Source organism: Mesorhizobium sp. M7A.F.Ca.US.007.01.2.1, assembly GCF_003998165.1.
Classification (GTDB): domain Bacteria; phylum Pseudomonadota; class Alphaproteobacteria; order Rhizobiales; family Rhizobiaceae; genus Mesorhizobium; species Mesorhizobium ciceri.
The window spans coordinates 1-21662 of the sequence record NZ_RZQP01000098.1 but is presented as its reverse complement, the minus strand read 5'-3'; the positions used below and the strand labels follow the sequence as shown (position 1 = coordinate 21662).

The window sequence follows — 21662 nt, the reverse complement described above, 5'->3', positions numbered from 1 at the left end:
CGGCAGCACATGGTTGGAGCCGCCGACATAGTCGCCGATGGCTTCCGGCGTGTGGCGGCCGAGAAAGACCGCACCGGCATTGCGCATCCGCGACAGGAAGCCCTCGGCGTCGTCGATGGCCAGTTCGACATGTTCGGCGGCGATGCGATCGACCAGCGGCAGCGCGGCGTCGATGGTCGACACCTGGATCACGGCACCAAAATCGCGCCAGCTCGCCGCTGCCGTTTCAGCGCGTGGCAGGCTCTGCAACTGGCGCTCGACCGCCTGTTCGACCGCGATGCCGAAAGCCGGATCGTCGGTGACCAGGATCGACTGCGCCGAAGCGTCGTGTTCTGCCTGGGCCAGCAGGTCGGCAGCGATCCAGTTCGGATCGTTGCTGCCGTCGGCCACGACAAGCACTTCCGACGGCCCGGCGATCATGTCGATGCCGACGGTGCCGAAAACCTGGCGCTTGGCTGCCGCGACAAAGGCATTGCCCGGGCCGACGATCTTGGCGACCGGCCGGATTGTCTCGGTGCCATAGGCGAGGGCGGCGATCGCCTGCGCGCCGCCGACGCGGTAGATTTCGGACACGCCTGATATGTCCGCTGCCACCAGCACCAGCGGATTGATGATGCCGCCCGGCGCCGGCACGACCATGACGATGCGCTCGACGCCGGCCACTCTGGCCGGCACGGCGTTCATCAGCACCGAGCTCGGATAGCTCGCCGTACCGCCCGGCACATAGAGCCCGACGGCCTCGATCGCCGTCCAACGCCAGCCGAGCTCGACGCCGGCGGCATCCGTATAGCGATCGTCCTTCGGCCGCTGCCGTTCATGATGCGAGCGGATGCGGTCGCGCGCGAACTCCAGCGCCTCGATCGTCTTTGGGTCGGCCGTTTCGTAGGCGGTTGCGATGTCTTCCTTAGACACGGCAATGCCGAGGCCGGTCAAATCGGCGCGATCGAATTTCCGCGTATAGTCGATCAGTGCCGCGTCGCCCTCCGCGCGCACGCGCGCGATGATGTCGCGCACCGCGGCATCGACATCGGCGGAGACCTCCCGCTTGGTCGTGAGGAAGGCGGCGAAACGTTGCTCGAAATCGGTATCGGACTGACGAAGCGTGATGGCCATCGGACGCTCAGGCCTTGTGGATGGGGCGCGAGGTGGCTTCCCACGCCCCGCCGATGTCGGCAAGACGGGCCTCGATGCACTCGACGTCGAGCATGATCGCACCGCCGCCCGAGAAGATCAGCTCGACGATGCCGGCCGGCTTGCTGATCTCGATGAAGCTGATCGCCAGCAGCGACAGGACTTCGGCAGGCTTGTCGCGGTCAATACCGCTGGTCTTGGCCCCGAGCACGCGGTCGAAATGCAGCACGGCCTGCCGTCGCTCATTATGCTGGCGAAACAGGCCGGATTTTGCCTCCCAGACGAAACGGTTCATGGTCAGCAGGAAACGCTTGGCCGCGGGGAGGAATTCGAGGTCGCTGACTTTCAGCACGGCATCCTGGACATGAGCCGAAACGATGCTCAGATCCTGGTCGTCGAGCGCGATAAGCTTAAGGGCGGTCATACGGATTTCGCACCTGAAGGTTGATTGTTCAGCCTTCTGTTAGGCGGTCTTGGCGATCGGTGCAACCGCACCAGCAGCTGCAGCTCTGCGCTGCCCCTCATCGCCCTGCCTGGCACTTCTCCCCGGATAGTGACGGGGAGAAGGACGCTGCCGCGAAGGATTTCGCCAATCTCCTGCGTTGCTAGAGAGGAGCCGAGGTCGCGGGCTACGCCGAAATCCGTTCGATCACCGCACCGCAGTTGGACAGCTTTTCTTCCAGCCGCTCGAAGCCGCGATCGAGGTGGTAGACGCGGTTGACCGTGGTCTCGCCTTCCGCCGCCAGGCCGGCGATGACCAGCGAGACAGAGGCGCGAAGATCGGTCGCCATGACCGGCGCGCCCTTCAGCTTCGGCACGCCGTCGACGATCGCCGTCTGGCCCGAAAGCGTGATGTGAGCGCCGAGCCGCGCCAGTTCCTGCACATGCATGAAGCGGTTCTCGAAGATCGTCTCGGTGATGCGCGACTTACCCTTGGCCATGGTCATCAGGCCCATGAACTGCGCCTGCAAATCGGTCGGGAAGGCCGGGAAGGGTGCTGTCGTCACGTCGACCGGCGAAATGCCGGCGCCGTTGCGCCTCACCCGGATGCCGGAATTGGTCGGCGTGATCTCCGCACCCGTCTGGGCGATCACGTCCAGTGCGGTCTGCAGCAGGTCCGCACGCGCGCCTTCGAGCACGACGTCGCCGCCGGTCATGGCGACGGCCATCGCATAGGTGCCGGTCTCGATGCGGTCGGGAATGACGCGCACGCGCGCACCGGAGAGCGATTCGACGCCGTCGATGGCAATGGTTGGCGTGCCGGCGCCGGAAATCTTCGCGCCCATGGCGTTGAGGCACTCGGCCAGATTGACGATCTCGGGCTCGCAGGCGGCATTTTCCAGCACCGTCTCGCCCTTGGCGAGTGCCGCGGCCATCATCAGCACATGGGTGGCGCCGACCGAGACCTTCGGGAAGATATAGCGGTTGCCGACAAGGCGGCCATTCCGGGTCTTGGCGATGACATAGCCGGTGTCGACGTCGATATCAGCGCCCAGCGCCTGGAGGCCCTCGAGGAACAGATCGACCGGCCGCGTGCCGATGGCGCAACCGCCCGGCAGCGACACTTTTGCTTCGCCCATGCGGGCCAGCAGCGGGCCGATCACCCAGAACGAGGCGCGCATCTTCGACACCAGCTCGTAGGGCGCTGTGGTGTCGACGATGTTGCGGGCGGAGAAGTTGATGGTGCGCGAATAGCCCTCATTCTGCTTCTCGCGGCGGCCATTGACCGAATAATCGACGCCGTGATTGCCCAGGATGCGGATCAGCTGCTCAACATCGGCCAGATGCGGCACGTTTTCCAGCGTCAGTGTGTCGTCGGTCAAAAGCGAGGCGATCATCAAAGGCAGCGCCGCGTTTTTCGCGCCCGAGATCGGAATGCTTCCGGAGAGCTTGTTGCCCCCGACAATTCTGATGCGATCCATGGAAGAACGTCCCTCTCGGCCAAAAAAGGGCCGGTTCAATCGTTTGAGTAGCGGCCCGTCTAGACCATTGGCCAATCTGGTTCAAGAAATAGGATTTCGCCCACCCCAGGCCAAGAGTGACCTATTTGAGTTAATCTTTTTGTATTTTCTTCGATGCAGCGAGCCCGTCCGGGCGCAGGTCGGCCTCGCCGGTCCGCCGCGAGCGCGACTGCGCCTTGCGCTTCTGCAGATTGGCGCGCAATTGCTCGGCGAGCCGATCCTTGCGGATTGTTGCGCTGCTTTTCGGTGGACCATCCTTTTTCACTGGAATTGTCTTGTCGTCCATCGCCCCATCCCGCCGGCGACCCACCAGCTTGCTGTTCAGGGATAGCCAACATTGTGGCACTGCCATGTCATTAAAAGCCATCCGGCAAAGCCTTTCACAGAAGCGTTGCACTTGGCCTTGCGCTTGCCGGTTCGATATGGCAGAAGCCCCGCCATCAGCGGCTGCGGTAGCTCAGTGGTAGAGCACTCCCTTGGTAAGGGAGAGGTCGAGAGTTCAATCCTCTCTCGCAGCACCAGTTTCCAACATCCCTGTTGCCGCACGATCGTCCTCTGCATTTGCGAGGGCGAGGCGGGTACATGGGATGGCGCGGCCCTCGTGCCGGCAGACCCGATCAGCGGTTCATTGCTTCAGAAAATGGCTGCCACAGGCAAATCCAGCCGAAGCGCATTCCGGCAAGACACGATTCATTAACCAAGATGCTATTCATCGACATGACGTATTGTGGCATGGATGCCCGTCTTCGCCGGTCAGATCCATGCTTGTCAGGAAGAGGGCCGAAAGGCTCCTGATCTGGGCGGAAATCTAAATCGCCCGAAACAAAAGAACGTGCAAGGCATGAACGTGAGCGAAAACGTGCAAAACGCCCCCGGTGCTTCCCGTCTTTGGACCCTGCCTGCCATCATCGCAGCGTTCCTTTGCCTGTGCGCTACCGGCGCGTTCGCGGAGACGCGTGCTTTGAGGATTCAACATCTCCATACGGGAGAGAAGGCTGAAATCGTCTTCAAGCGCAATGGGCGCTATGATCCGGCGGGATTGAAGAAGATCAATCTCATGCTGCGCGACTGGCGTCGCAACGAACCGACGAAGATGGATCCGCGCCTGCTCGATCTTGTCTGGCAGGCCTATCGCGCCAGCGGCTCGACAGCCTATATCCATGTGGTCAGCGCCTATCGTTCGCCGGCGACGAACGCCATGCTGCGCAGCCGCTCGAAGGGCGTGGCCCGGGAGAGCCAACACATGGTTGGCCGCGCGATGGATTTCTTCCTGCCGGATGTGCCGCTGAAGAAGCTGCGCGACATCGGCCTCAAAATGCAGGGCGGCGGCGTGGGTTATTACCCCACCTCCGGTTCGCCTTTCATACACATGGATGTCGGCAATGTGCGGCATTGGCCTGGCATCAGCCGCCAGGAACTCGCCAGGGTATTTCCGAACGGCAACACACTGCATGTGCCGAGCGACGGCAAACCGCTGCCCGGCTATGAGCAGGCGTTTGCCGCCTACAAATCGCGCAAGGGCGCCGGCACGCCCAACATCGAGCTGGCAAGCGTCGACGGCGGCCAACGCAGGCCGCGTGGCCTGCTGGCGACGCTCTTGGGCGGGGGCGGCGCAGACGAGTCCGACGATGTCGCGGAAGCGGTGCCGGCGCCACGCAAACCGGCGAGGTCCGTCGAACCCAGACCGGCTGGACAGGGTATCGCTATCGTGCCGCCGCAGGATGCCCAGCGGGCGGACATCCAGATTGCTGCCAGCGATCCAGGCGAAGAACCGCTTGCCGGGCAGAAGGGGAAGACGCCTGAAGCGATCGTCATGGCGATGGCACCGGGCTCAGTGCCGCTGCCGGCCTTCGCACCGCGAGCCGAGTTCACGGCACCCGTTCCCACCCCGGAAGCCGCACCGTTGGCAATCGCCGGCGCGTCCACGGCGCAGGCCGAGCTGGCCGTTGCCAAGCCGGACGCTGCGAATGCCGATGCCGCTGCCACGAGCGTCGCGCCGGAGATGATGGCGCTCAACGTCCCATTGCCGACATGGCGGCCGGAAAGCCAGTCAAGCCCGACGCGCCAGTTGGAAGCAGCCAAATCTGGCGATGCCATCGGTGTCTTGCTGGCCATGCATCACCCCGACGACGGGCTGGCCGGCGAGCGGATCGCGGCGCCTGCGTCAAAGCCAGAAGATCGCGTCAGGGCGAACCCCAAGGCCGACCGTGTCCAGCGGCGCCCCGATTCCGAGGCAGATCGCGCTGTTGCCGGTGGGGCCGCATCAACAGGGACGCCCATGATTGCCGCCAATTTCATCCGCACGGCGCCGGAGCATGTCTATCTCGATGGATTCCAACCGCGGGGACGGACGTCCGATCACCGCCGCTTCACCGGCTCCGCGGTGAAATTCCTGCCCATCGCCAGTTTCAAATAGAGGGCGAAAGCACCGTTCGATCCAGTGTCGAAATGTGTTGCGCCATATCGATGGCCGGGGCGGTCACGGGATTCGCAATGCCGAACCCTTCCGCGCTATGACACTTGGCGAGCAGCGCGCTACTGCAGCGGGCAGTCGGCTCGTTGCTGTCGGCCGCCATCCGTTGCCTTTCGAGCAGATCGCCCCGCGAACTTGCCAGGATCGTGGTGGCGGCGCAAACGTGCACGAGGCATATTTGGCCCCGCCGGCCGCAACCGGCGGGACTAAGCCACAGGCCGCCCAGCGGGCGAGTTCTGCGACACGGATCACGCCTGGTGAATCACCAACTCGCTGGTCATGGGAATTCCTCTAAGGGCGCCAAGCACCATGTTGTGCGAGATCGCGCGCTCATGAATTTTCTCCAGATCGGCGCGGGGCGCCGAAGAACACACGGTCGCGCTGAGGTGCAGGGACACGTAGCAATGCCGGGCGTCCACGGGCGCCGTGAGCCCATCAAGTCCGTCGAACTCGCCACGCGGGTCGAACACGCCTTCCGCGATGAAATCGACCGAACGAAGATCGACCCCCGCATGCGCTGCCAGCATCGGATAATCCGAGCCGGCGCACACAGCCGCCGCGGCAAAGATCTGCTCCCAGGGAAAGACGGCGGTCGGCGAATTGTCCTTGAGGCTCGCCGGTCGCTCCAGTAGCGGTGTTGTGTAAGGATCGCCTGATTGCGGGTCGAAGCGGTAGCGGGCACGATAGGTGCCACGCACCGCGTCACCGTGTTTCTTTAGCACGGACACGATATCTTTGACTGTGCTGACGGTTTCTCCGAAGACTACTGGCATCTTTACCTCCCTATAAAATGAGAATTCCACTCCCTATTCCGGTCCGCGGATGCCGACGACGGTTGCCGCGGCCTGGCCCCAATTCCGACAATGTGCCGACAAGGCTCGCGCTACTTGGCAGGCGCGGCAGCCTGAGCGTCGCCGCCGAGATCCTTCTTGAAGGTCTCAAAGTCGACCTGCATGCCGTTGAAGATTGTGCTCCAGTGCCGTGACAGAGCGGCGATAGCGACGGCCTCTTCGATCTCGTCCTCCGTTGCGCCCGCCTGTTTTGCGCTCTCGGTGTCTTCCCAGATGCAATACTGGCAGGGAATTTGTGCGGAGACGGCGAGCGAGATCAGAGCCTTGACCTTCGGCGGCAGGGCGGTTTCGCTGGAGAACTGCAGAGCCTTCACCTCTGCCCAGGCGCCCGGCAGCGCTGCTTTTGAAACCTGATGGAGAAAGGTCGGCACCGAGCCGAGCGTCCGCTCGACGTCCTTATAGGTGGCGTCGACCTCAGCTTGACCGGCCCAGCCTAAGCCTGATGACAACAATGTGGCGCAGACGACAGTCGATGCGAACGCCGTGTGAAGGAGGCGGCGCGAGCGGCTGGGCCCGAGCTCGCCGTGGTGTGCGATGGAAGCAACATGGGAAACTGCGAAGGCGAACATGATCTCTCTCCTCTTTGGAACCATTTGCGTCCGGGCCAGATGATGCCCGCGTGCTGTAAGGAGTCACGGACGGGAGAAAAAGTTCGATCAGTCGTCCTCGATTCTAGGCGGACGCGGCGAAAGATGAAGATGCAAGCGTCGGGCCTTGCCGTCTCGCTGAAAGATCACCAGGACGACACCCGGCGGGCAGTGGAAAGGGTCTTCCGGCGGATTGACGAATAGTCCCTCGATCACAGTGACCTGGCTGGCGCTGAGAATGCGCTGCGGTTCCAGGCGGACGCCGGCTTCCGTGTCGGCGTCGACTTCCCAGGCAAGGAATGAGCGACCCAGCACTGGTTTGCTCGTCCCGCGGACAAGATGCAGGTCCTCTGCAAAGTGCCCAAGGAAGCGGTCACGCTCGCCATGCTGGTTGAGCCCATTGAAAATTTCGGAGTAGAATCGCTGGCGCTCGCGAGACTGCGAGCGAGCCTCTGTGTCGGCAAGGCCCGCCGTTTCCAGCAGCATCTCGGCAAGCTTGCGTTTGGCTTGCGACAAACGACTGCGAACCGTCCCAATCGGGACACCCAGAATGGCGGCCAGTTCCTCGTAAGACTGATAGCTTCCGAAATAGCGCAACATGGCGGTAGCCTGCAGCGGCTCGGGAAGCTTGCGTAGGGCGTCCCAAACCCATTCGCGAAGCGCGACTTTCTCCAGCCGCTCCTCAATGCTTGCGCGTTCGTCTGGGCGGTCTGGAATGTCGGCGGTCAAGATCTCGCGTCGTCTTCGACGCAATTGTTGCAGGCAACAGCGGTGCAACACAGTGCGAAGCCAGCCACCGACGGCTTGCGGATCCTTGAGTTCGCCGATGCGCCTCAGCGCGATCAGGAAAGTCTCATGCACAGCATCTTCGGCGTCCGACCCATAGCCGAGCATGTTCAGCGCTATCGCATAGAGCCGTGCGCGATGACGTTCCAGCAGCAGGCCGAGGCAACCACAATCGCCGCCCCGAGCGGCAAGGGCCAGTTCGGCATCACTCGGCACGATATGAGTTTCGTAGCCCATGGGCTTAAGATGCATCAACTGGCGAAAAAGTTCGAATGCCAGTTCAGCTTTGTCACGATCCGTGTTCGGCGGGCACCAGTTCACCAATGACGCTTTGATGGGGTTTTGGATTGAGGTTATGACCCTCACTTCACGTCCGTAACAACCGGCCCCGGAACGGGGTCCGTGAGAACCAGGCTCGCCGCCAAGATACTCAAGCGAGATCGAAAGTGCATATGGCAGTGAGCAAGGATTGGATTCTGGCGGATGCGGGCGATCTACGCGGCTAGATTCAATCCTGTAAAACTTTTTCCAGATTTGACACCATTTCACAAAATTGTAAGATAATCATCTTCCGTCAGCGATAGGCGATGACCATGTCGATCCGCGAAGAACTGGCCAACACGACCGTGGCGTTCACCTCCGCGGAAGAGAAGATCGTCCAGGTCCTGCTCGCCGATTACCCGATGTCGGGGCTGGGCACCGCAACCCGGCTGGCACGGCGCGCCGGCGTCAGCGACCCGAGCGTGACGCGGCTGATGACCAAGCTTGGCTATGTCGGCTTTGCCGATTTCCAGGCACGCCTGCTCACCGAAGTCGAATCCAGGCTGCATTCGCCGCTTTTGATGATGGAAGCCAAGCGTCCGGGCGGCTCCAGCGAAGGCACCGCACTTGCCTATTTCCATTCGGTTTCCGACAGCCTGGAGCGTACGCGCACGGCTGTGCCGGTGCAGGCCTACACGCGCGCTGTCAACATGCTGCTCGAGAGCAAGGGCCAGGTCGTGCTGCTGGGCGGCCGGTTCAGCCGGCATATCGCCTCCATGCTGGCCGGCTATCTCCTGCAGTTCCGCTCCGGCGTGCGCGACATCGGTTCGTTGAGTCCCGCCGATTTCGACCTGTTGATCGACCTTGGCAAGCGCGACCTCCTCGTCGTGTTCGATTACCGGCGCTACCAGTCGGACGTGGTGAGCTTTGCCCAGCAGGCCAAGGAGCGCGGCGTCTCCATCCTGCTGTTCACCGACGTCTGGCTGTCGCCGATATCTGACATAGCGGACCTGACCATGGTCGCGGCGATCGACGCCAACTCGCCGTTCGACACGCTGGCGACGGCCGTTGCCCAGATGGAAACCGTCTTTGCCCACGCGCTGGAGGGCCATGGCGCCGGGGTGCGCAAGCGCATCGAGGACATCGAGAAGATCCGCAGCGCCAATGCGGTCACGCTCGATACCGTCCTATCGTCATCGGCCGACGACGCCGCCAAATCCAAAACCACAAGGAAGTAGTGTCGTTGCGCGCAGTGCAGCGATGCAAAGCGCCGCGACGCAGAAAAGGAAGCGACAATGCCCGACAACCAGACCTTCATCGACGCCGTGCAGGCTGAGATCGAGACCGATCGCGACTGGTTGATCGGCCTGACCCGCGACATGGTCCGCATCCCTTCGGTCAACCCCAAATTCGAGCCCAATCCGGCGATCAACCGCGAGGCGGATGTCCAGGCGCTGCTCGAACCGATCCTCAAGCAGGACGGGTTCAGGACAGAGCAATGGGATGCCTTGCCCGGGCGGCCCAATCTGGTCGGCGAATGGGCGGGAGACGAGAGCCGCAGCCTGATCCTGTGCGGCCATATCGACGTCGTGCCGGTCGGCGCGATGAAGGACTGGTCGGTCGATCCGTTCGGCGGCGAAATCACCAATGGCCGGCTCTATGGCCGCGGTGCCGTCGACATGAAGGGCGGCGTCGCCGCTTGCATCGCCGCCGCGCGCGCGATCCGCAAGGCGGGCATCACGCTGCAGGGCCGGCTCGCCATCCACTCGGTCGTCGATGAGGAAGCCGGCGGCTTCGGCGCCATGGACGCGGTGAAGAAGGGCAAGCTCGCCAAGGCGGTGCTGGTCGCCGAACCGACCTGGGGCGATGTCCTGCCGGTCGAAGGCGGGCTGGAATGGGCGCGGGTGACGATCCGTGGCCGCAACGCCCATTCGGCGCTGCGCTACAACGAGATCTATCCGCAGCGCCACGACAAGGACCGGCTGGAGCCGGGCGTCAATGCGATCGAGATCGCCGCCCGCTTCATTGCCGCCGTGCGCCAGTATGAGCTGGACCGGACGCGAGCAAAATCGCATCCGCTGCTGCCGCTCGGCATGAACACCATCAACATCGGCGTCATGCATGGCGGCACCGGCCTTGGCGAGCACGGCCTGCCGACCGTGATGACCAACCCGGCCATCATTCCCGATGTCGCGGTGCTCGATCTCGACATGAAATTCCTGCCCGACGAGAATTCGGCCGACTACCGCCGCGATTTCGAGGCGTTCGTCCACCATTTCGCGCAGACCGATGCGTGGCTGCGCGACAACCCGCCTGCGATCCAATGGGAGCTCGGCGGGCTGCATTTTCCGCCGATGAACACGCCGGTCGACCATCCGCTGGTGAGATCGCTGATGAAGCGCAAGGCCATGGTCGGCAAGGCGCCGCAGGCGCGTGGCTTCGTCGCCGTGTGCGATGCCGCGCACTATGCCGGCGCCGGCGTCGACGGTGTCATCTTCGGCCCGTCAGGCGACGGATTTCACGGTTCCGACGAGTATGTCGAAGTCGAATCGGTGGTCGAGACCGCCAAGGTGATCGCCGCTTCGGTCATCGACTGGTGCGGCATCCGCTGAGGCGGAGCCGCCAGTCCGAAACGGTCAGGCCGGGCGCTTCAGGCGTCCGGCGACGGCGCCCCATGAAGCCTTGATCATGCCGACCAGGCCGCTCGGGTAGGCCAGCATCACGCCGATGATCAGCACCGCCGTGATCATCGGCCGCCACGCGCCGAAATCGGCCATCCATTCGGCGAAGATCGTCAGCACGAAAGAGGCGATGATGGCGCCGTAAATAGTGCTGGTGCCGCCAAGCAGCACCATCGACAGGATGATGGTCGCAAGGCTCATGCCGAAGACGTCGATCGAGGCATTGCGCTGGTAGGCGGCGTAGAAGGCGCCGGCGATGCCGGTGAAGAAGGCGCTCGCGGCAAGCGTCAGCATGCGCTGGCGCACGATCGAGACGCCGCGGCTGATGGCGTATTCCTCATTGTCGCGCAAGGCGACGATGCTGGCCCCGGTGCGTGAGCGCACGAACACGCGCAGGAACAGGGTACTCGCCACCAGCAGCGCCAGCGCGATGTAGAAATAGGCTGATTTGCCGTCACGGACCATGTTGTGGTCGAACACGTATAGCCCGGGAATGCGCACCAACCCTTGCGTGCCGCCGGTGATGGCGGACTGGCTGATGATCACCTGCATCACCAGCTGCGCGAAGCCGAAAGTGACCAGGATGATGTAGATGCCCTTCAGCCGCAGGATCGGGATGGTCACCAGGATCGCCGCCAGGGTGGCGATGACACCGCTGGCAAACAGCGCGATCCACGGGTCGAATTCGGCCAGCTTGGTGAGCAGGCTGTAGGCATAGACGCCGATGCCGAACAGCGCCAGATGGCCGAAATTGAAGACGCCGCCATAGCCGAGGCTGAGGTCCCAGTTCGAGGCGACGATCGCATAGATGAAGGCCATGATCAGGATGTGGCGGGCATAGGTGTCGCCGAAGATCAGCGGCAGCAGTGCCAGAAAGGCGAAGCCGAGCACGAAGCCGATGGCCTCCTGCTTCCACGGCGTGCGGCCGGGAGCGATCGGGGTTGCCGCCTCTGTGTGGCTAAGGGTGATCGGCGATGTCGTGTCGGTCATGCTAGGCCTCGGGAGCGGCTGGCAAAGATGCCCTCGGGGCGCACCATCAGGGTCAGGATCAGCACGCCGAACAGCAGCGCCGGCGTCCAGTACAGGCCGAAATAATAGCTGCAGGCGGCCTCGAAGAAGCCGATCAGATAGGCGGCGAAGATCGGTCCCGAGATGCTCGATATGCCGCCGAAGACCACGACGATCAGCGCCTTGAGCAGCGGGTCGCTGCCCATCACCGGCGACATGAAACGATAGCCGCCCATGAAGATGCCGGCGAGGCCTGCAAGCGACGCGGCAATGGCGAAGGCCAGCCCATAGAGCGCGGTGACGTTCAGCCCGACCAGATGGCTGGCATCTTCATTCTGCGCCACGGCGCGCAGCGCCAGCCCGAGCCGCGTGCGGTTGAGGAACATCCAAAGTGCGGCCAGGATCAGCGGCGTGATGACGATGATGGCGATCTGGTGCAGGGAGACGCCGACGCCGCCGATGGTGGTGTTGCCGGTGATCAGCGCCGGGATCTGCTTCGAGCGCGGTCCCCAGATGGTCAGCGCGCCGTTCTCGATCAGCGACCCGGCTGCCAGCGTGGTGATGACGACGACCAGCACGATGTTGGGTCGGCCGATCAGCGGCCGCACGACACTCGCCTGCAGGATCCAGCCGACGCCGGCCATGACGACGACGGCGATGGGAAAGGCGACCGCCGCCGGCAGGCCGAGTTCGACCAGCTGCCAGGCGATGTAGGCGCCCAGCATCATGAACACGCCATGGCTGAAATTGAACACGCCGATCGTCGTCCAGACCAGAGCCAGCCCGACCGCCATCATGGCGTAGAGCGAGCCCTGGAACAGGCCGCCGAACAGGATTTCCGCCAATGCGCTCATCTTCGGATTTTCCTAATGGCCAAAATACATCGACATGATCTCGCCGTGGTCGAGGCTTTCGCCCGGCTTGATCTCGGTCGCAACGGCGCCATGGTTGACGAGGTAGAGTTGCTGCGTCAGTTCCAGCAGGAATTCGATGTCCTGCTCGACGACGATGAGCGGTACGCCGCCGTGCGAAATGTCCATGACGGAGGCGCAGAGCTCGTCCTTGATCTTGGGCGCCAGCCCCAGCGTCGGCTCGTCGAGGATCAGCAGGCGCGGATGGCTCATCAGCGCCGTGCCGATCGACACCATCTGGCGCTCGCCGCCCGACAGCGTGCGCACGCGCTGGCGCCAGCGTTCCGCCAGTTTCGGGAACAGCTTGACCACCTTTTCGCGGTTTTCCGCCTCATGCGGCCGGGCCCGCGGCGAATAGGCGCCGAGCGCCATGCAGTCGGCGATCGAGAGATCGGGAAACAGCCGGTTGCCTTGCGGCACATGGATCAGGCCGGCGCCGACGATGGCGCGTGCGCTGTGGCCGACAATGTCTTGCCCGTCGAACAGGATGCGGCCGCTCTTCGGCTGCAGAAGCCCGGAGATCGCACGCAGCAGCGTCGTCTTGCCATGGCCGTTGGGGCCGAACAGGCCGACATTGCCGAAACGGCCGGCCTCCAGCGAGATATCGTGCAGCACGGTGACGCGGCCATAGCCGGCGGTGACGCCTTCGACGCTGAGAATGGGATTCACGCCGCCGACCTCCTCGTGCCGAGATAGGCCTCGATGACGTGCGGATCGGCGATCACGCCTGCCGGATCGCCGGCGGCGAGGACGCGGCCATTGTTGAGCACCAGCAGATGCTGCGAAAGGCTCATCAGGAAAGTCAGCACGTGCTCGATCAACAGGATGGTGATGCCGCGTTCGGCGGTGCGGCGGATCAGGCCGATCGACGTCTCGATCTCGGGTTTGGTCAGGCTCGATGCCGGCTCGTCGAGCAAGAGCATGCGTGGCTGCATGGCGATCGCCGTGGCAAGCATCAGGCATTTGCGCTCGAACACGGACAATTCGCCGGCAAGCCGGCCGAACGACTGGGATCCCAGGCCGACGAACTCCAGCGCCTCGGCGGCGGCATTGCGGGCCGTGGCCGCTGTCTTTTCCTGCTTGCCGTAGCTGGCGCCGATCAGCGCGTTCTCGAACACGGTCAGCCCGTCGAAGCTGGTCTCGCGCTGAAAGGTCCGGGCAAGGCCGAGGCGCGCGATGGCGTGTCCCGATTTGCCGTTTATGGCAATGCCGTCAAAGCGGATCTGGCCCCGGTCGGGCCCGAACGGGATGCCGGTGATGATGTTGAACAGCGTGCTCTTGCCGCTGCCGTTCGGGCCGGCGATACCGAAGATCTCGCCGGCCTCGACCTTGAACGACACGCCATCGACGGCCTTCAGCGAACCGAAGGCCTTCGACACGTCGTCCAGTTCAAGCAGGGCCATTCCCTACTTCATCCAGGGCTGGAGCTTGAAGGCGCCGGTGGCATATTTCTCAGGCGAGATCAGCGTGCGCTGGCCATCCCAGATCTGGAAGAAGGTGATCGGAATATAGTCGTCGCCCTGCGTGGCAAGGTGGGTGGCGGGATCGAATTTCAGCCGCCCTTCCGCGACCTGCTTGTCGGTCTCCGACAGCGCCTTCATGATCGCCGCATGGTCGGATGCGCCGCCGACCTTCTTGACCGCGTCGAAATAGACATTGGTCATTTCGTAGAGGCCGACGCCGTAGGTGCCGCTCTCGACGCCGTATTTTGCCTTGAACTTGGCTGCCACCTCATCGGCGCGCGGGTTCTTCGGCGTCGTCAGCGCGCCGCCGAGCAGGTTGTAGATGACGCCATCCGATTTCTTGCCGGTCAGCTCGACGAATTCCGGAACGCTCGGCGCGTATTGCAGGAAGACGAGGCTCTTGGTCGGCTGCTCGAGGAACTGGTTGAGGAACGACGCCGAATTGCCCGGCAGATAGTCGGTGTTGATGACGACATCGGGAACGTTCTCGCGCACCTTGGCGAGGATCGAACGCCAGTCGGTCACTTCGCCGAAGGGTACGATCTCGTCGACGGTGATGGTCCAGCCCTTCTCCTTGAAGGTCTTCTTCATGCCTTCGGAGATGGTCTTCGAATAGGCGTTGTCGGACGAGATGATGGCGACCTTCTTGGTCGGCAGGGTGATCTTGCCGTCGGCCGCGAGCTTCTCGACGAACAGGGTGACGTCGGTGTTGTAGGCGTCGAAGGAAGGCGTCAGCGACCAGCAGCACATGTATTTGTCGGGGCTCGGCGCGATGATGTCCCTGGTCTGCTGCGAGGTGGCCGCCAGCATGTAGGGCATTTCCGCCTCGGCCATGTTGTCGATCTCGAAATTGGTCAGGCTGGCATAGCCGGTCAGCATGAAGTGCACGCCCGGATCGCCAAGCAGGCGTTCGACGGCGCTGGTGACGTTGCCGGCGGACTGATCCTTGACGTCGCCGACCACCAGTTCGAACGTATCTCCGGCAACGCCGCCGGCTGCGTTCGCTTCGTCGATGGCCATCTGCACGCCGCGCTGGAATTCCTGGCCGTCCGCCGCGGCAGGGCCGGTGAGCGGCGCAAGCAGGCCGATCTTGACGACGTCGGCAAAGGCGGGGGCGGCTGATGCGGCAAACATGCCGATCAACGTCGTGCTCATCAGCATATGGCGGATTCGACTTGCGGCGGATTTGGGCTTCATCGTGCTGTTCCCTGTTTTCCTCCCGTTCATCGGGAGTTGGATAATTGACAATCTACGCATAATTGTTCTTATTTGAAAAGGATTTTTCAACGCAACCTGGCCGGGAACAAGGTTCCCGCAAAGGTATGGAAGCCGTGGCGCTTTGCTGCGCAACTGCATTAAAACAGGGCAAGTCCCGACGGAGCGGACAATGACGATCTCGCAGAAGACCCTTGAAACCAGCCATGGCAAGATCGCGGTGCGTGAGACCAGCGGCCAGGGAACCGCTGTCATGCTGATCCACGGCAATTCATCTTCCAGTGCCGTTTTCCGCAACCAGTTGGACGGCCCGTTGGGCGAGCGATATCACCTCATCGCTCCCGACCTGCCCGGCCATGGAGCGTCCGGCGATGCGATCGATCCAGAGCGTTCCTACAGCATGGAAGGCTATGCCGATGCCATGACCGAAGTGCTCGGGCTGCTCGGCATCGACAAGGCCATCGTCTTCGGCTGGTCGCTCGGCGGCCATATCGGGCTTGAGATGATCGACCGCTTTCCCGGCCTGCTTGGCTTGATGATCACCGGCACGCCGCCTGTCTCGCCCGAGGAGGTCGGCAGCGGATTCAAGCCGAGCCCGCATATGCATCTCGCCGGGCAGGAGACCTTCACCGGCGCCGACGTGGAGGCCTATGCGCGCAGCACTTGCGGCGAGCCGTTCGAGCCGTTTCTCATCGACACGGTGGCGCGCACCGATGGACGGGCGCGGCGCCTGATGTTCGAAAAGTTCGCGGCCGGCACCGGCCGGAACCAGCGCGAGATCGTGGCCGGCAAGACGCCGCCGATCGCCGTTCTGAACGGCATCGACGAGCCATTCGTCAACACCGATTTCGTCTCGGCTGTGAAATTCTCCAATCTATGGGAAGGCAAGACCCATCTGCTCGACAAATCCGGCCACGCGCCGTTCTGGGATTCGCCGGATCGCTTCAATCCGGTCCTCGCCCGCTTCCTGGCAAGCGTCGACATAGCGTAGGTCCGTCGGAAACCGGCGCCACGGACCCGCCTTCGCGTTGGGTGGGTGACAATCACGCGCATCTATCGTATATTGACATAAAGATATCCTTATGTGACATGAAAAGGCCTGTCGCCAAAGGGATAAAAAATGTCGCAGAATTCTGCCTCGCTGGACGCATTGTTCGGCCCCGTCGCGGCAAAACCGGACGGCTCGGAAGTGCTTGCCGCGCTGACAGCGGCGGCACGCGAGCGCATTCTCATCCTCGACGGCGCCATGGGCACGCAGATCCAGGGCCTCGGGTTTAACGAGGACCAATTCCGCGGCGAGGCTTTCGCCGGCTGCGCCTGCCATCAGCAGGGCAACAACGACCTTTTGATCCTGACCCAGCCCGGGGCGATCGAGGAGATCCATTACCAGTACGCCATCGCAGGCGCCGACATCCTGGAGACCAATACTTTCTCCTCGACCTCGATCGCCCAGGCCGACTACGGCATGGAACATGCCGTCTATGCGCTGAACCGCGATGGCGCGCGGCTGGTCAGGCGCGCCGCTGTTCGGGCCGAGCAGCAGGACGGCAAGCGAAGGTTTGTCGCCGGAGCGCTCGGGCCGACCAACCGCACCGCCTCGATGTCGCCCGACGTCAACAATCCCGGCTATCGCGCCGTGACCTTCGACGATTTGCGCCTCGCCTATGGCGAGCAGCTGCGCGGGTTGATCGATGGCGGCGCCGACATCATCCTGATCGAGACCATCTTCGACACGCTGAACGCCAAGGCGGCGATCTTCGCGGCGGAAGAGATCTTCATCGAGAAGGGCGTGCGCCTGCCCGTGATGATTTCGGGCACCATCACGGACCTCTCCGGCCGCACGCTGTCGGGCCAGACGCCGACCGCCTTCTGGCATTCGGTGCGCCATGCCAACCCCTTCACCATCGGCCTCAACTGCGCGCTCGGCGCCAACGCCATGCGAGCGCATCTGGCCGAAATATCCGGTGTCGCCGACACCTTTGTCTGCGCTTATCCGAATGCCGGCCTGCCCAACGAATTCGGCCGGTATGACGAAAGCCCGGACTTCATGGCCGCCCAGATCGAGGATTTCGCGCGTGAGGGACTGGTCAATGTCGTCGGCGGCTGCTGCGGCTCGACGCCGGAGCACATCCGCGCCATCGCCGAGGCGGTGCGGAAGTATCCGCCGCGCGCCATTCCGGACATTGAGCCCAGGATGCGCCTGTCCGGGCTGGAGCCATTCACGCTCACCGACGAGATCCCCTTCGTCAATGTCGGCGAGCGAACCAATGTCACCGGCTCGGCCAAGTTCCGGAAACTGATCACGGCGGGCGACTATGTCGCCGCGCTCGACGTCGCCCGCGACCAGGTCGCCAACGGCGCGCAGATCATCGACATCAACATGGACGAGGGTCTGATCGATTCGAAGAAGGCCATGGTCGAATACCTCAACCTGATCGCCGCCGAGCCGGACATCGCCCGCGTTCCTGTCATGGTCGACAGTTCGAAATGGGAGATCATCGAAGCCGGCTTGAAATGCGTGCAGGGCAAGCCGCTGGTCAACTCCATCTCGATGAAGGAGGGCGAAGAAGCCTTCCTGCATCATGCCAGGCTGGTCCGCGCCTATGGCGCCGCCGTCGTCGTTATGGCCTTCGACGAGGACGGCCAGGCCGACACCAAGGCGCGCAAGGTCGAGATCTGCACCCGCGCCTACAAGCTCCTGACCGAGCAGGCCGGCTTCCCGCCAGAGGACATCGTCTTCGATCCCAATGTCTTCGCCATCGCCACGGGCATCGAGGAGCACGACAATTACGGCGTCGACTTCATCGAGGCGTCCGGCGAGATCACCGCGACGCTGCCGCATGTCCACATTTCCGGCGGCGTGTCGAACCTGTCTTTCTCGTTCCGTGGCAACGAGCCGGTGCGCGAGGCCATGCATGCCGTATTCCTTTACCATGCCATCCAGCGCGGCATGGACATGGGCATCGTCAATGCCGGCCAGCTCGCCGTCTACGATACGATCGAGCCTGATCTGCGCGAGGCCTGCGAGGATGTCGTGCTCAACCGCGCGCCGAAGGCCGGCGGCACCGCCACCGAACGCATGCTGGAGATCGCCGAACGCTTCAAGGGCACGGCCGGCAAGGAAGCGCAGGAGCGCGATCTCGCCTGGCGCGAATGGACTGTTGAACAGCGGATCAGCCATGCGCTGGTCAACGGCATCACCGAATTCATCGACGCCGACACCGAGGAAGCGCGGCTTGCCGCCGAGCGGCCGCTGCATGTCATCGAAGGCCCGCTGATGGCCGGCATGAACGTCGTCGGCGATCTGTTCGGCGCGGGAAAGATGTTTCTGCCGCAAGTGGTGAAGTCGGCGCGGGTGATGAAGCAGGCGGTGGCTGGACTGCTGCCGCACATGGAAGCCGAGAAGCTGGCAAACGCCGCCAACGGCATCGACAATGGCGAACGCAAAACGGCCGGAAAAATCCTGATGGCGACGGTCAAGGGCGATGTCCATGACATCGGCAAGAACATCGTCGGCGTGGTTCTCGCCTGCAACAATTACGAGATCATCGATCTCGGCGTCATGGTGCCGGCGGCCAGGATCCTGCAGACGGCGCGCGAGCAAAATGTCGATATCATCGGCCTGTCCGGCCTGATTACGCCGTCGCTGGACGAGATGGCGCACATGGCCGCCGAGATGGAGCGTGAAGGCTTCGAAATTCCGCTGCTGATCGGCGGCGCGACGACCAGCCGCGTGCACACGGCGGTGAAGATCCACCCGCGCTACAGCAAGGGGCAGACGGTCTATGTCACCGACGCCAGCCGCGCGGTCGGCGTGGTCTCATCCTTGCTGTCCAACGAGAGCAAGGATGGCTTTGTCGATACGGTGCGCGCCGAATACAAGAAGGTCGCCGATGCGCATGCCCGCTCGGAAGCCGACAAGCAGCGTTTGCCGCTGGCCAAGGCGAGGGCCAATGCGCATCGGATAGACTGGTCTGAATATGAGCCGCCGAAGCCGTCCTTCACAGGCGTGAAGGTGTTCGAGAACTGGGACCTGACCGAGCTCGCGCGCTACATCGATTGGACGCCGTTCTTCCAGACCTGGGAGCTGAAGGGCCGCTATCCCAAGATATTAGAGGATGAGGCGCAAGGCGCCGCCGCGCGACAGCTGTTCGAGGATGCGCAGGCGATGCTGAACAAGATCATCGCCGAGAAATGGTTCGCGCCGCGCGGCGTCATCGGCTTCTGGCCGGCCAACGCCGTCGGCGACGACATCAGGCTGTTTACGGACGAGAAGCGGTCGCAGGAACTGGCGACGTTCTTCACCTTGCGCCAGCAACTGACCAAGCGCGACGGCAAGGCCAATGTTGCCCTGTCGGATTTCGTCGCGCCGGCGGAGTGCGGCAAAGCCGATTACATCGGCGGCTTCATCGTCACCGCCGGCATCGAGGAGGTGGCGATCGCCGAACGCTTCGAACGCGCCAACGACGACTATTCCTCGATCATGGTCAAGGCGCTGGCCGACCGCTTCGCCGAAGCCTTTGCCGAGCGCATGCATGAGAAGGTGCGCAAGGAATTCTGGGGCTACGTGCCAGACGAATCGTTGGCGCCGGACGAGCTGATCGGCGAACCCTATCGCGGCATCCGACCGGCGCCCGGCTATCCGGCTCAGCCAGACCATACGGAGAAGGCGACTTTGTTCCGGCTGCTCGACGGCGAAGGCAATGCCGGCGTGAGACTGACCGAAAGCTATGCGATGTGGCCGGGTTCATCCGTCTCGGGGATCTATCTGGCGCATCCCGAAAGCTATTATTTCGGCGTCGCCAAGGTCGAACGCGACCAGGTCGAGGATTATGCACGCCGCAAGGCGATGCCGTTGGTCGAGGCCGAGCGCTGGCTTGGCCCCATCCTCAACTACGTGCCGGCACACTATGCCGAGGCGGCTGAATAGCCGATGCCGGCGCGCCTGACGGAAGCGACAGGCGAATGCCGGTCGCTTCTCCAGTGTCATCCTGGCCCGCTTCGATTCCTGTGGGCTATTGCATGGCCGACGGGTTCATCCACAGCAGCTCCCAGACGTTGCCGTCCGGATCTTCGATGTGGCGGTTGAACATGAAACCGAGATCCTGCGCCGGGTTGGGATCGGCGCGACCGCCTGCCGCCACGCCCTTCTCGATTACGACATTGACCTCGTCCTTGCTGTCGACGGTGAGTGCGATCAACATCTGGCTGTCCCGCTTGGGGTCGCCGATCTGCCGCGCTGTGAACTGGCTGTAATGCTGGTGCGTCAGCAACATGACCCCGATCGAGTCTGAGAACATGATCGAGCTGGACTGGTCGCTCGAGAACTGCGGGTTCAGCGTGCCCCCGATCGCGAGATAGAACTTGGTCGCCGCCTGCAGATCGCGTACCGGTAGATTGAGGAAGATCATTTTGGTCATCGGTCTAAGCCTTGCTGCCGTTGATGGGTACTAGCCAGTCTAGTACTGTGACCATGGCTACCATGCGGGAACGGTACCGTCTAGTACTGGTTGAGAGGCGCTATGAAAATTGATGGTGAGACCAGGTCGGCTCGCAAGGATCGTGAAATCATTGAAGCGGCTACGGCCGCCTTCATCGCCAAGGGCTATGATGGAACCAGCATGGAAGAGATCGCCACCAAAGCAGGCGCATCCAAGCAGACTGTCTACAAGCATTTCACGGACAAGGAGACGCTTTTCGGCGAAGTCGTCGAGTCCACCGCCAGCCAGACCAACGATGTCGTCGAGTCCGTGACGATGCTGCTTTCCGAGGCGAAATTCATGGAGGGTGGGCTACAGCAGCTTGCCCGACGCATGACAACGACGCTGATGGACGAAGAGCTGCTGAAGCTGCGGCGTCTGATTATCGCCAACGCGGATCGGATGCCACAGCTTGGCCGGAGCTGGTATGAAAAAGGTTTTGAACGCATGCTTGCCTCGGTGGCATCATGCTTTCAAAAGCTTACCAGTCGAGGCCTGTTGCAGACCAGCGATCCCCGTCTGGCGGCCAGCCATCTCTTCGGAATGCTTCTCTGGATCCCAATGAACGAAGCCATGTTCACCGGAAGCAACCCGCGTTCGAAGGCGGACCTCGAGCGGCACGCCGATGCTTCGGTCGAAGCATTCCTTGCCGCCTATGGGGCGCGGCCGAAATAGTCGCGCGCCGCTCCGCCAGCGATGCTTATTGTGGTCGATTGTCCGTCCACGCCAGCGTCTTTTGCTTAAGGCCGGTGGCGGAGTCGGTTTAGGCACAGGGTGCTCGCTTACGATCCAAGGCTGCGATAAACCCAGGGCAGCCGTCTTTGCAGCTGGAGCGTCAAATGACCATACTCACC

19 protein-coding genes and 1 tRNA gene are annotated in these 21662 nt (G+C 62.9%); 7 read left to right on the top strand and 13 right to left on the bottom strand.

All coding sequences use genetic code 11. The features are described from left to right. The 4 genes from hisD to EN949_RS18640 all read right to left on the bottom strand — a co-directional run. Nucleotides 1-1113: histidinol dehydrogenase (hisD, locus tag EN949_RS18655; RefSeq protein WP_127371747.1), on the bottom strand; the 1113-nt coding region annotated here is incomplete at its 3' end. Nucleotides 1114-1120: 7 nt separating this feature from the next. Continuing rightward, a complete protein-coding gene (locus tag EN949_RS18650) occupies nucleotides 1121-1555 on the bottom strand; it encodes a DUF2948 family protein (RefSeq protein WP_013530200.1) in 435 nt (144 codons plus the stop codon). Between the two features lie 205 nt (nucleotides 1556-1760). Beyond that, the gene (gene murA, locus EN949_RS18645) at nucleotides 1761-3053 is read right to left on the bottom strand and encodes a UDP-N-acetylglucosamine 1-carboxyvinyltransferase (protein WP_013530201.1); all 1293 of its coding nucleotides are present in this window, start codon (nucleotides 3051-3053) and stop codon (nucleotides 1761-1763) included. A gap of 130 nt (nucleotides 3054-3183) precedes the next feature. Then, nucleotides 3184-3378, bottom strand: coding sequence for a hypothetical protein (locus EN949_RS18640; RefSeq protein WP_013530202.1), 195 nt, complete (start codon nucleotides 3376-3378; stop codon nucleotides 3184-3186). Nucleotides 3379-3538: 160 nt separating this feature from the next. Between EN949_RS18640 and EN949_RS18635 the strand changes: the two genes are divergently transcribed. Beyond that, a tRNA-Thr gene (locus tag EN949_RS18635) sits at nucleotides 3539-3613 on the top strand. A 320-nt stretch (nucleotides 3614-3933) separates the two neighbouring features. Then, nucleotides 3934-5508: a DUF882 domain-containing protein gene (locus EN949_RS18630; RefSeq protein WP_127366533.1), complete on the top strand. Its 1575-nt coding sequence runs from the start codon at nucleotides 3934-3936 to the stop codon at nucleotides 5506-5508. Between the two features lie 305 nt (nucleotides 5509-5813). Here EN949_RS18630 and EN949_RS18625 read toward each other — a convergent pair whose 3' ends face one another. The 3 genes from EN949_RS18625 to EN949_RS18615 all read right to left on the bottom strand — a co-directional run bounded on the left by EN949_RS18625 (nucleotide 5814) and on the right by EN949_RS18615 (nucleotide 8155). Continuing rightward, complete coding sequence (locus tag EN949_RS18625) at nucleotides 5814-6338, bottom strand: OsmC family protein (RefSeq protein ID WP_013530204.1); 525 nt, start codon at nucleotides 6336-6338, stop codon at nucleotides 5814-5816. Between the two features lie 110 nt (nucleotides 6339-6448). Continuing rightward, nucleotides 6449-6985 (bottom strand): carboxymuconolactone decarboxylase family protein, encoded by a 537-nt coding sequence (locus EN949_RS18620; protein WP_024504783.1) that lies wholly within the window; start codon nucleotides 6983-6985, stop codon nucleotides 6449-6451. 87 nt (nucleotides 6986-7072) lie between these two features. Further along, nucleotides 7073-8155, bottom strand: a complete 1083-nt coding sequence (locus tag EN949_RS18615; RefSeq protein ID WP_164753405.1) for a sigma-70 family RNA polymerase sigma factor — start codon at nucleotides 8153-8155, stop codon at nucleotides 7073-7075. A gap of 227 nt (nucleotides 8156-8382) precedes the next feature. Here EN949_RS18615 and EN949_RS18610 point away from each other — a divergent pair, with 227 nt between their 5' ends. Together EN949_RS18610 and EN949_RS18605 are read left to right on the top strand one after the other, a co-directional pair. Beyond that, nucleotides 8383-9288: a MurR/RpiR family transcriptional regulator gene (locus tag EN949_RS18610; RefSeq protein ID WP_127366532.1), complete on the top strand. Its 906-nt coding sequence runs from the start codon at nucleotides 8383-8385 to the stop codon at nucleotides 9286-9288. Between the two features lie 57 nt (nucleotides 9289-9345). Then, a complete protein-coding gene (locus tag EN949_RS18605) occupies nucleotides 9346-10662 on the top strand; it encodes an ArgE/DapE family deacylase (protein ID WP_127370736.1) in 1317 nt (438 codons plus the stop codon). Nucleotides 10663-10686: 24 nt separating this feature from the next. Here EN949_RS18605 and EN949_RS18600 read toward each other — a convergent pair whose 3' ends face one another. From EN949_RS18600 to EN949_RS18580, 5 genes are read right to left on the bottom strand one after another with little or no spacing between them, the layout of a single operon-like run. Further along, nucleotides 10687-11721, bottom strand: coding sequence for a branched-chain amino acid ABC transporter permease (locus EN949_RS18600; protein WP_027162307.1), 1035 nt, complete (start codon nucleotides 11719-11721; stop codon nucleotides 10687-10689). Continuing rightward, nucleotides 11718-12593 (bottom strand): branched-chain amino acid ABC transporter permease, encoded by an 876-nt coding sequence (locus EN949_RS18595; RefSeq protein WP_063170049.1) that lies wholly within the window; start codon nucleotides 12591-12593, stop codon nucleotides 11718-11720. Before EN949_RS18595 ends, EN949_RS18600 begins: the two co-directional genes overlap by 4 nt. Before the next feature lie 12 nt (nucleotides 12594-12605). Further along, on the bottom strand, nucleotides 12606-13319 hold the full coding sequence (locus tag EN949_RS18590; protein WP_024504789.1) for an ABC transporter ATP-binding protein: 714 nt from the start codon (nucleotides 13317-13319) through the stop codon (nucleotides 12606-12608). Then, the gene (locus tag EN949_RS18585; protein WP_127366362.1) at nucleotides 13316-14053 is read right to left on the bottom strand and encodes an ATP-binding cassette domain-containing protein; all 738 of its coding nucleotides are present in this window, start codon (nucleotides 14051-14053) and stop codon (nucleotides 13316-13318) included. The genes EN949_RS18590 and EN949_RS18585 overlap by 4 nt, the downstream gene beginning before the upstream one ends. Nucleotides 14054-14056: 3 nt before the next feature. Beyond that, nucleotides 14057-15310, bottom strand: coding sequence for an ABC transporter substrate-binding protein (locus EN949_RS18580; protein WP_027035742.1), 1254 nt, complete (start codon nucleotides 15308-15310; stop codon nucleotides 14057-14059). A 190-nt stretch (nucleotides 15311-15500) separates the two neighbouring features. Between EN949_RS18580 and EN949_RS18575 the strand changes: the two genes are divergently transcribed. Together EN949_RS18575 and metH are read left to right on the top strand one after the other, a co-directional pair. Continuing rightward, a complete protein-coding gene (locus EN949_RS18575; protein ID WP_063170051.1) occupies nucleotides 15501-16319 on the top strand; it encodes an alpha/beta hydrolase in 819 nt (272 codons plus the stop codon). 129 nt (nucleotides 16320-16448) lie between these two features. Continuing rightward, entirely contained in the window at nucleotides 16449-20258 is a 3810-nt protein-coding gene (gene metH / locus EN949_RS18570) for a methionine synthase (RefSeq protein WP_127370906.1), read from the top strand. Between the two features lie 85 nt (nucleotides 20259-20343). Here metH and EN949_RS18565 read toward each other — a convergent pair whose 3' ends face one another. Further along, nucleotides 20344-20748, bottom strand: coding sequence for a VOC family protein (locus tag EN949_RS18565; RefSeq protein WP_027162301.1), 405 nt, complete (start codon nucleotides 20746-20748; stop codon nucleotides 20344-20346). Nucleotides 20749-20850: 102 nt separating this feature from the next. Here EN949_RS18565 and EN949_RS18560 point away from each other — a divergent pair, with 102 nt between their 5' ends. After that, nucleotides 20851-21483, top strand: a complete 633-nt coding sequence (locus EN949_RS18560) for a TetR/AcrR family transcriptional regulator (protein WP_024504795.1) — start codon at nucleotides 20851-20853, stop codon at nucleotides 21481-21483. The last annotated feature ends 179 nt before the right edge of the window (nucleotides 21484-21662 follow it).

Coding starts and splice junctions, on each gene's coding strand:
- EN949_RS18585 (WP_127366362.1), bottom strand. CDS start 14,053: ATGGCCCTGCTTGAACTGGACGACGTGTCGAAGGCCTTCGGTTCGCTG.
- EN949_RS18640 (WP_013530202.1), bottom strand. CDS start 3,378: ATGGACGACAAGACAATTCCAGTGAAAAAGGATGGTCCACCGAAAAGC.
- EN949_RS18560 (WP_024504795.1), top strand. CDS start 20,851: ATGAAAATTGATGGTGAGACCAGGTCGGCTCGCAAGGATCGTGAAATC.
- EN949_RS18610 (WP_127366532.1), top strand. CDS start 8,383: ATGTCGATCCGCGAAGAACTGGCCAACACGACCGTGGCGTTCACCTCC.
- EN949_RS18565 (WP_027162301.1), bottom strand. CDS start 20,748: ATGACCAAAATGATCTTCCTCAATCTACCGGTACGCGATCTGCAGGCG.
- EN949_RS18605 (WP_127370736.1), top strand. CDS start 9,346: ATGCCCGACAACCAGACCTTCATCGACGCCGTGCAGGCTGAGATCGAG.
- EN949_RS18580 (WP_027035742.1), bottom strand. CDS start 15,310: ATGAAGCCCAAATCCGCCGCAAGTCGAATCCGCCATATGCTGATGAGC.
- EN949_RS18600 (WP_027162307.1), bottom strand. CDS start 11,721: ATGACCGACACGACATCGCCGATCACCCTTAGCCACACAGAGGCGGCA.
- EN949_RS18620 (WP_024504783.1), bottom strand. CDS start 6,985: ATGTTCGCCTTCGCAGTTTCCCATGTTGCTTCCATCGCACACCACGGC.
- EN949_RS18630 (WP_127366533.1), top strand. CDS start 3,934: ATGAACGTGAGCGAAAACGTGCAAAACGCCCCCGGTGCTTCCCGTCTT.
- EN949_RS18575 (WP_063170051.1), top strand. CDS start 15,501: ATGACGATCTCGCAGAAGACCCTTGAAACCAGCCATGGCAAGATCGCG.
- EN949_RS18650 (WP_013530200.1), bottom strand. CDS start 1,555: ATGACCGCCCTTAAGCTTATCGCGCTCGACGACCAGGATCTGAGCATC.
- metH (WP_127370906.1), top strand. CDS start 16,449: ATGTCGCAGAATTCTGCCTCGCTGGACGCATTGTTCGGCCCCGTCGCG.
- murA (WP_013530201.1), bottom strand. CDS start 3,053: ATGGATCGCATCAGAATTGTCGGGGGCAACAAGCTCTCCGGAAGCATT.
- EN949_RS18625 (WP_013530204.1), bottom strand. CDS start 6,338: ATGCCAGTAGTCTTCGGAGAAACCGTCAGCACAGTCAAAGATATCGTG.
- EN949_RS18595 (WP_063170049.1), bottom strand. CDS start 12,593: ATGAGCGCATTGGCGGAAATCCTGTTCGGCGGCCTGTTCCAGGGCTCG.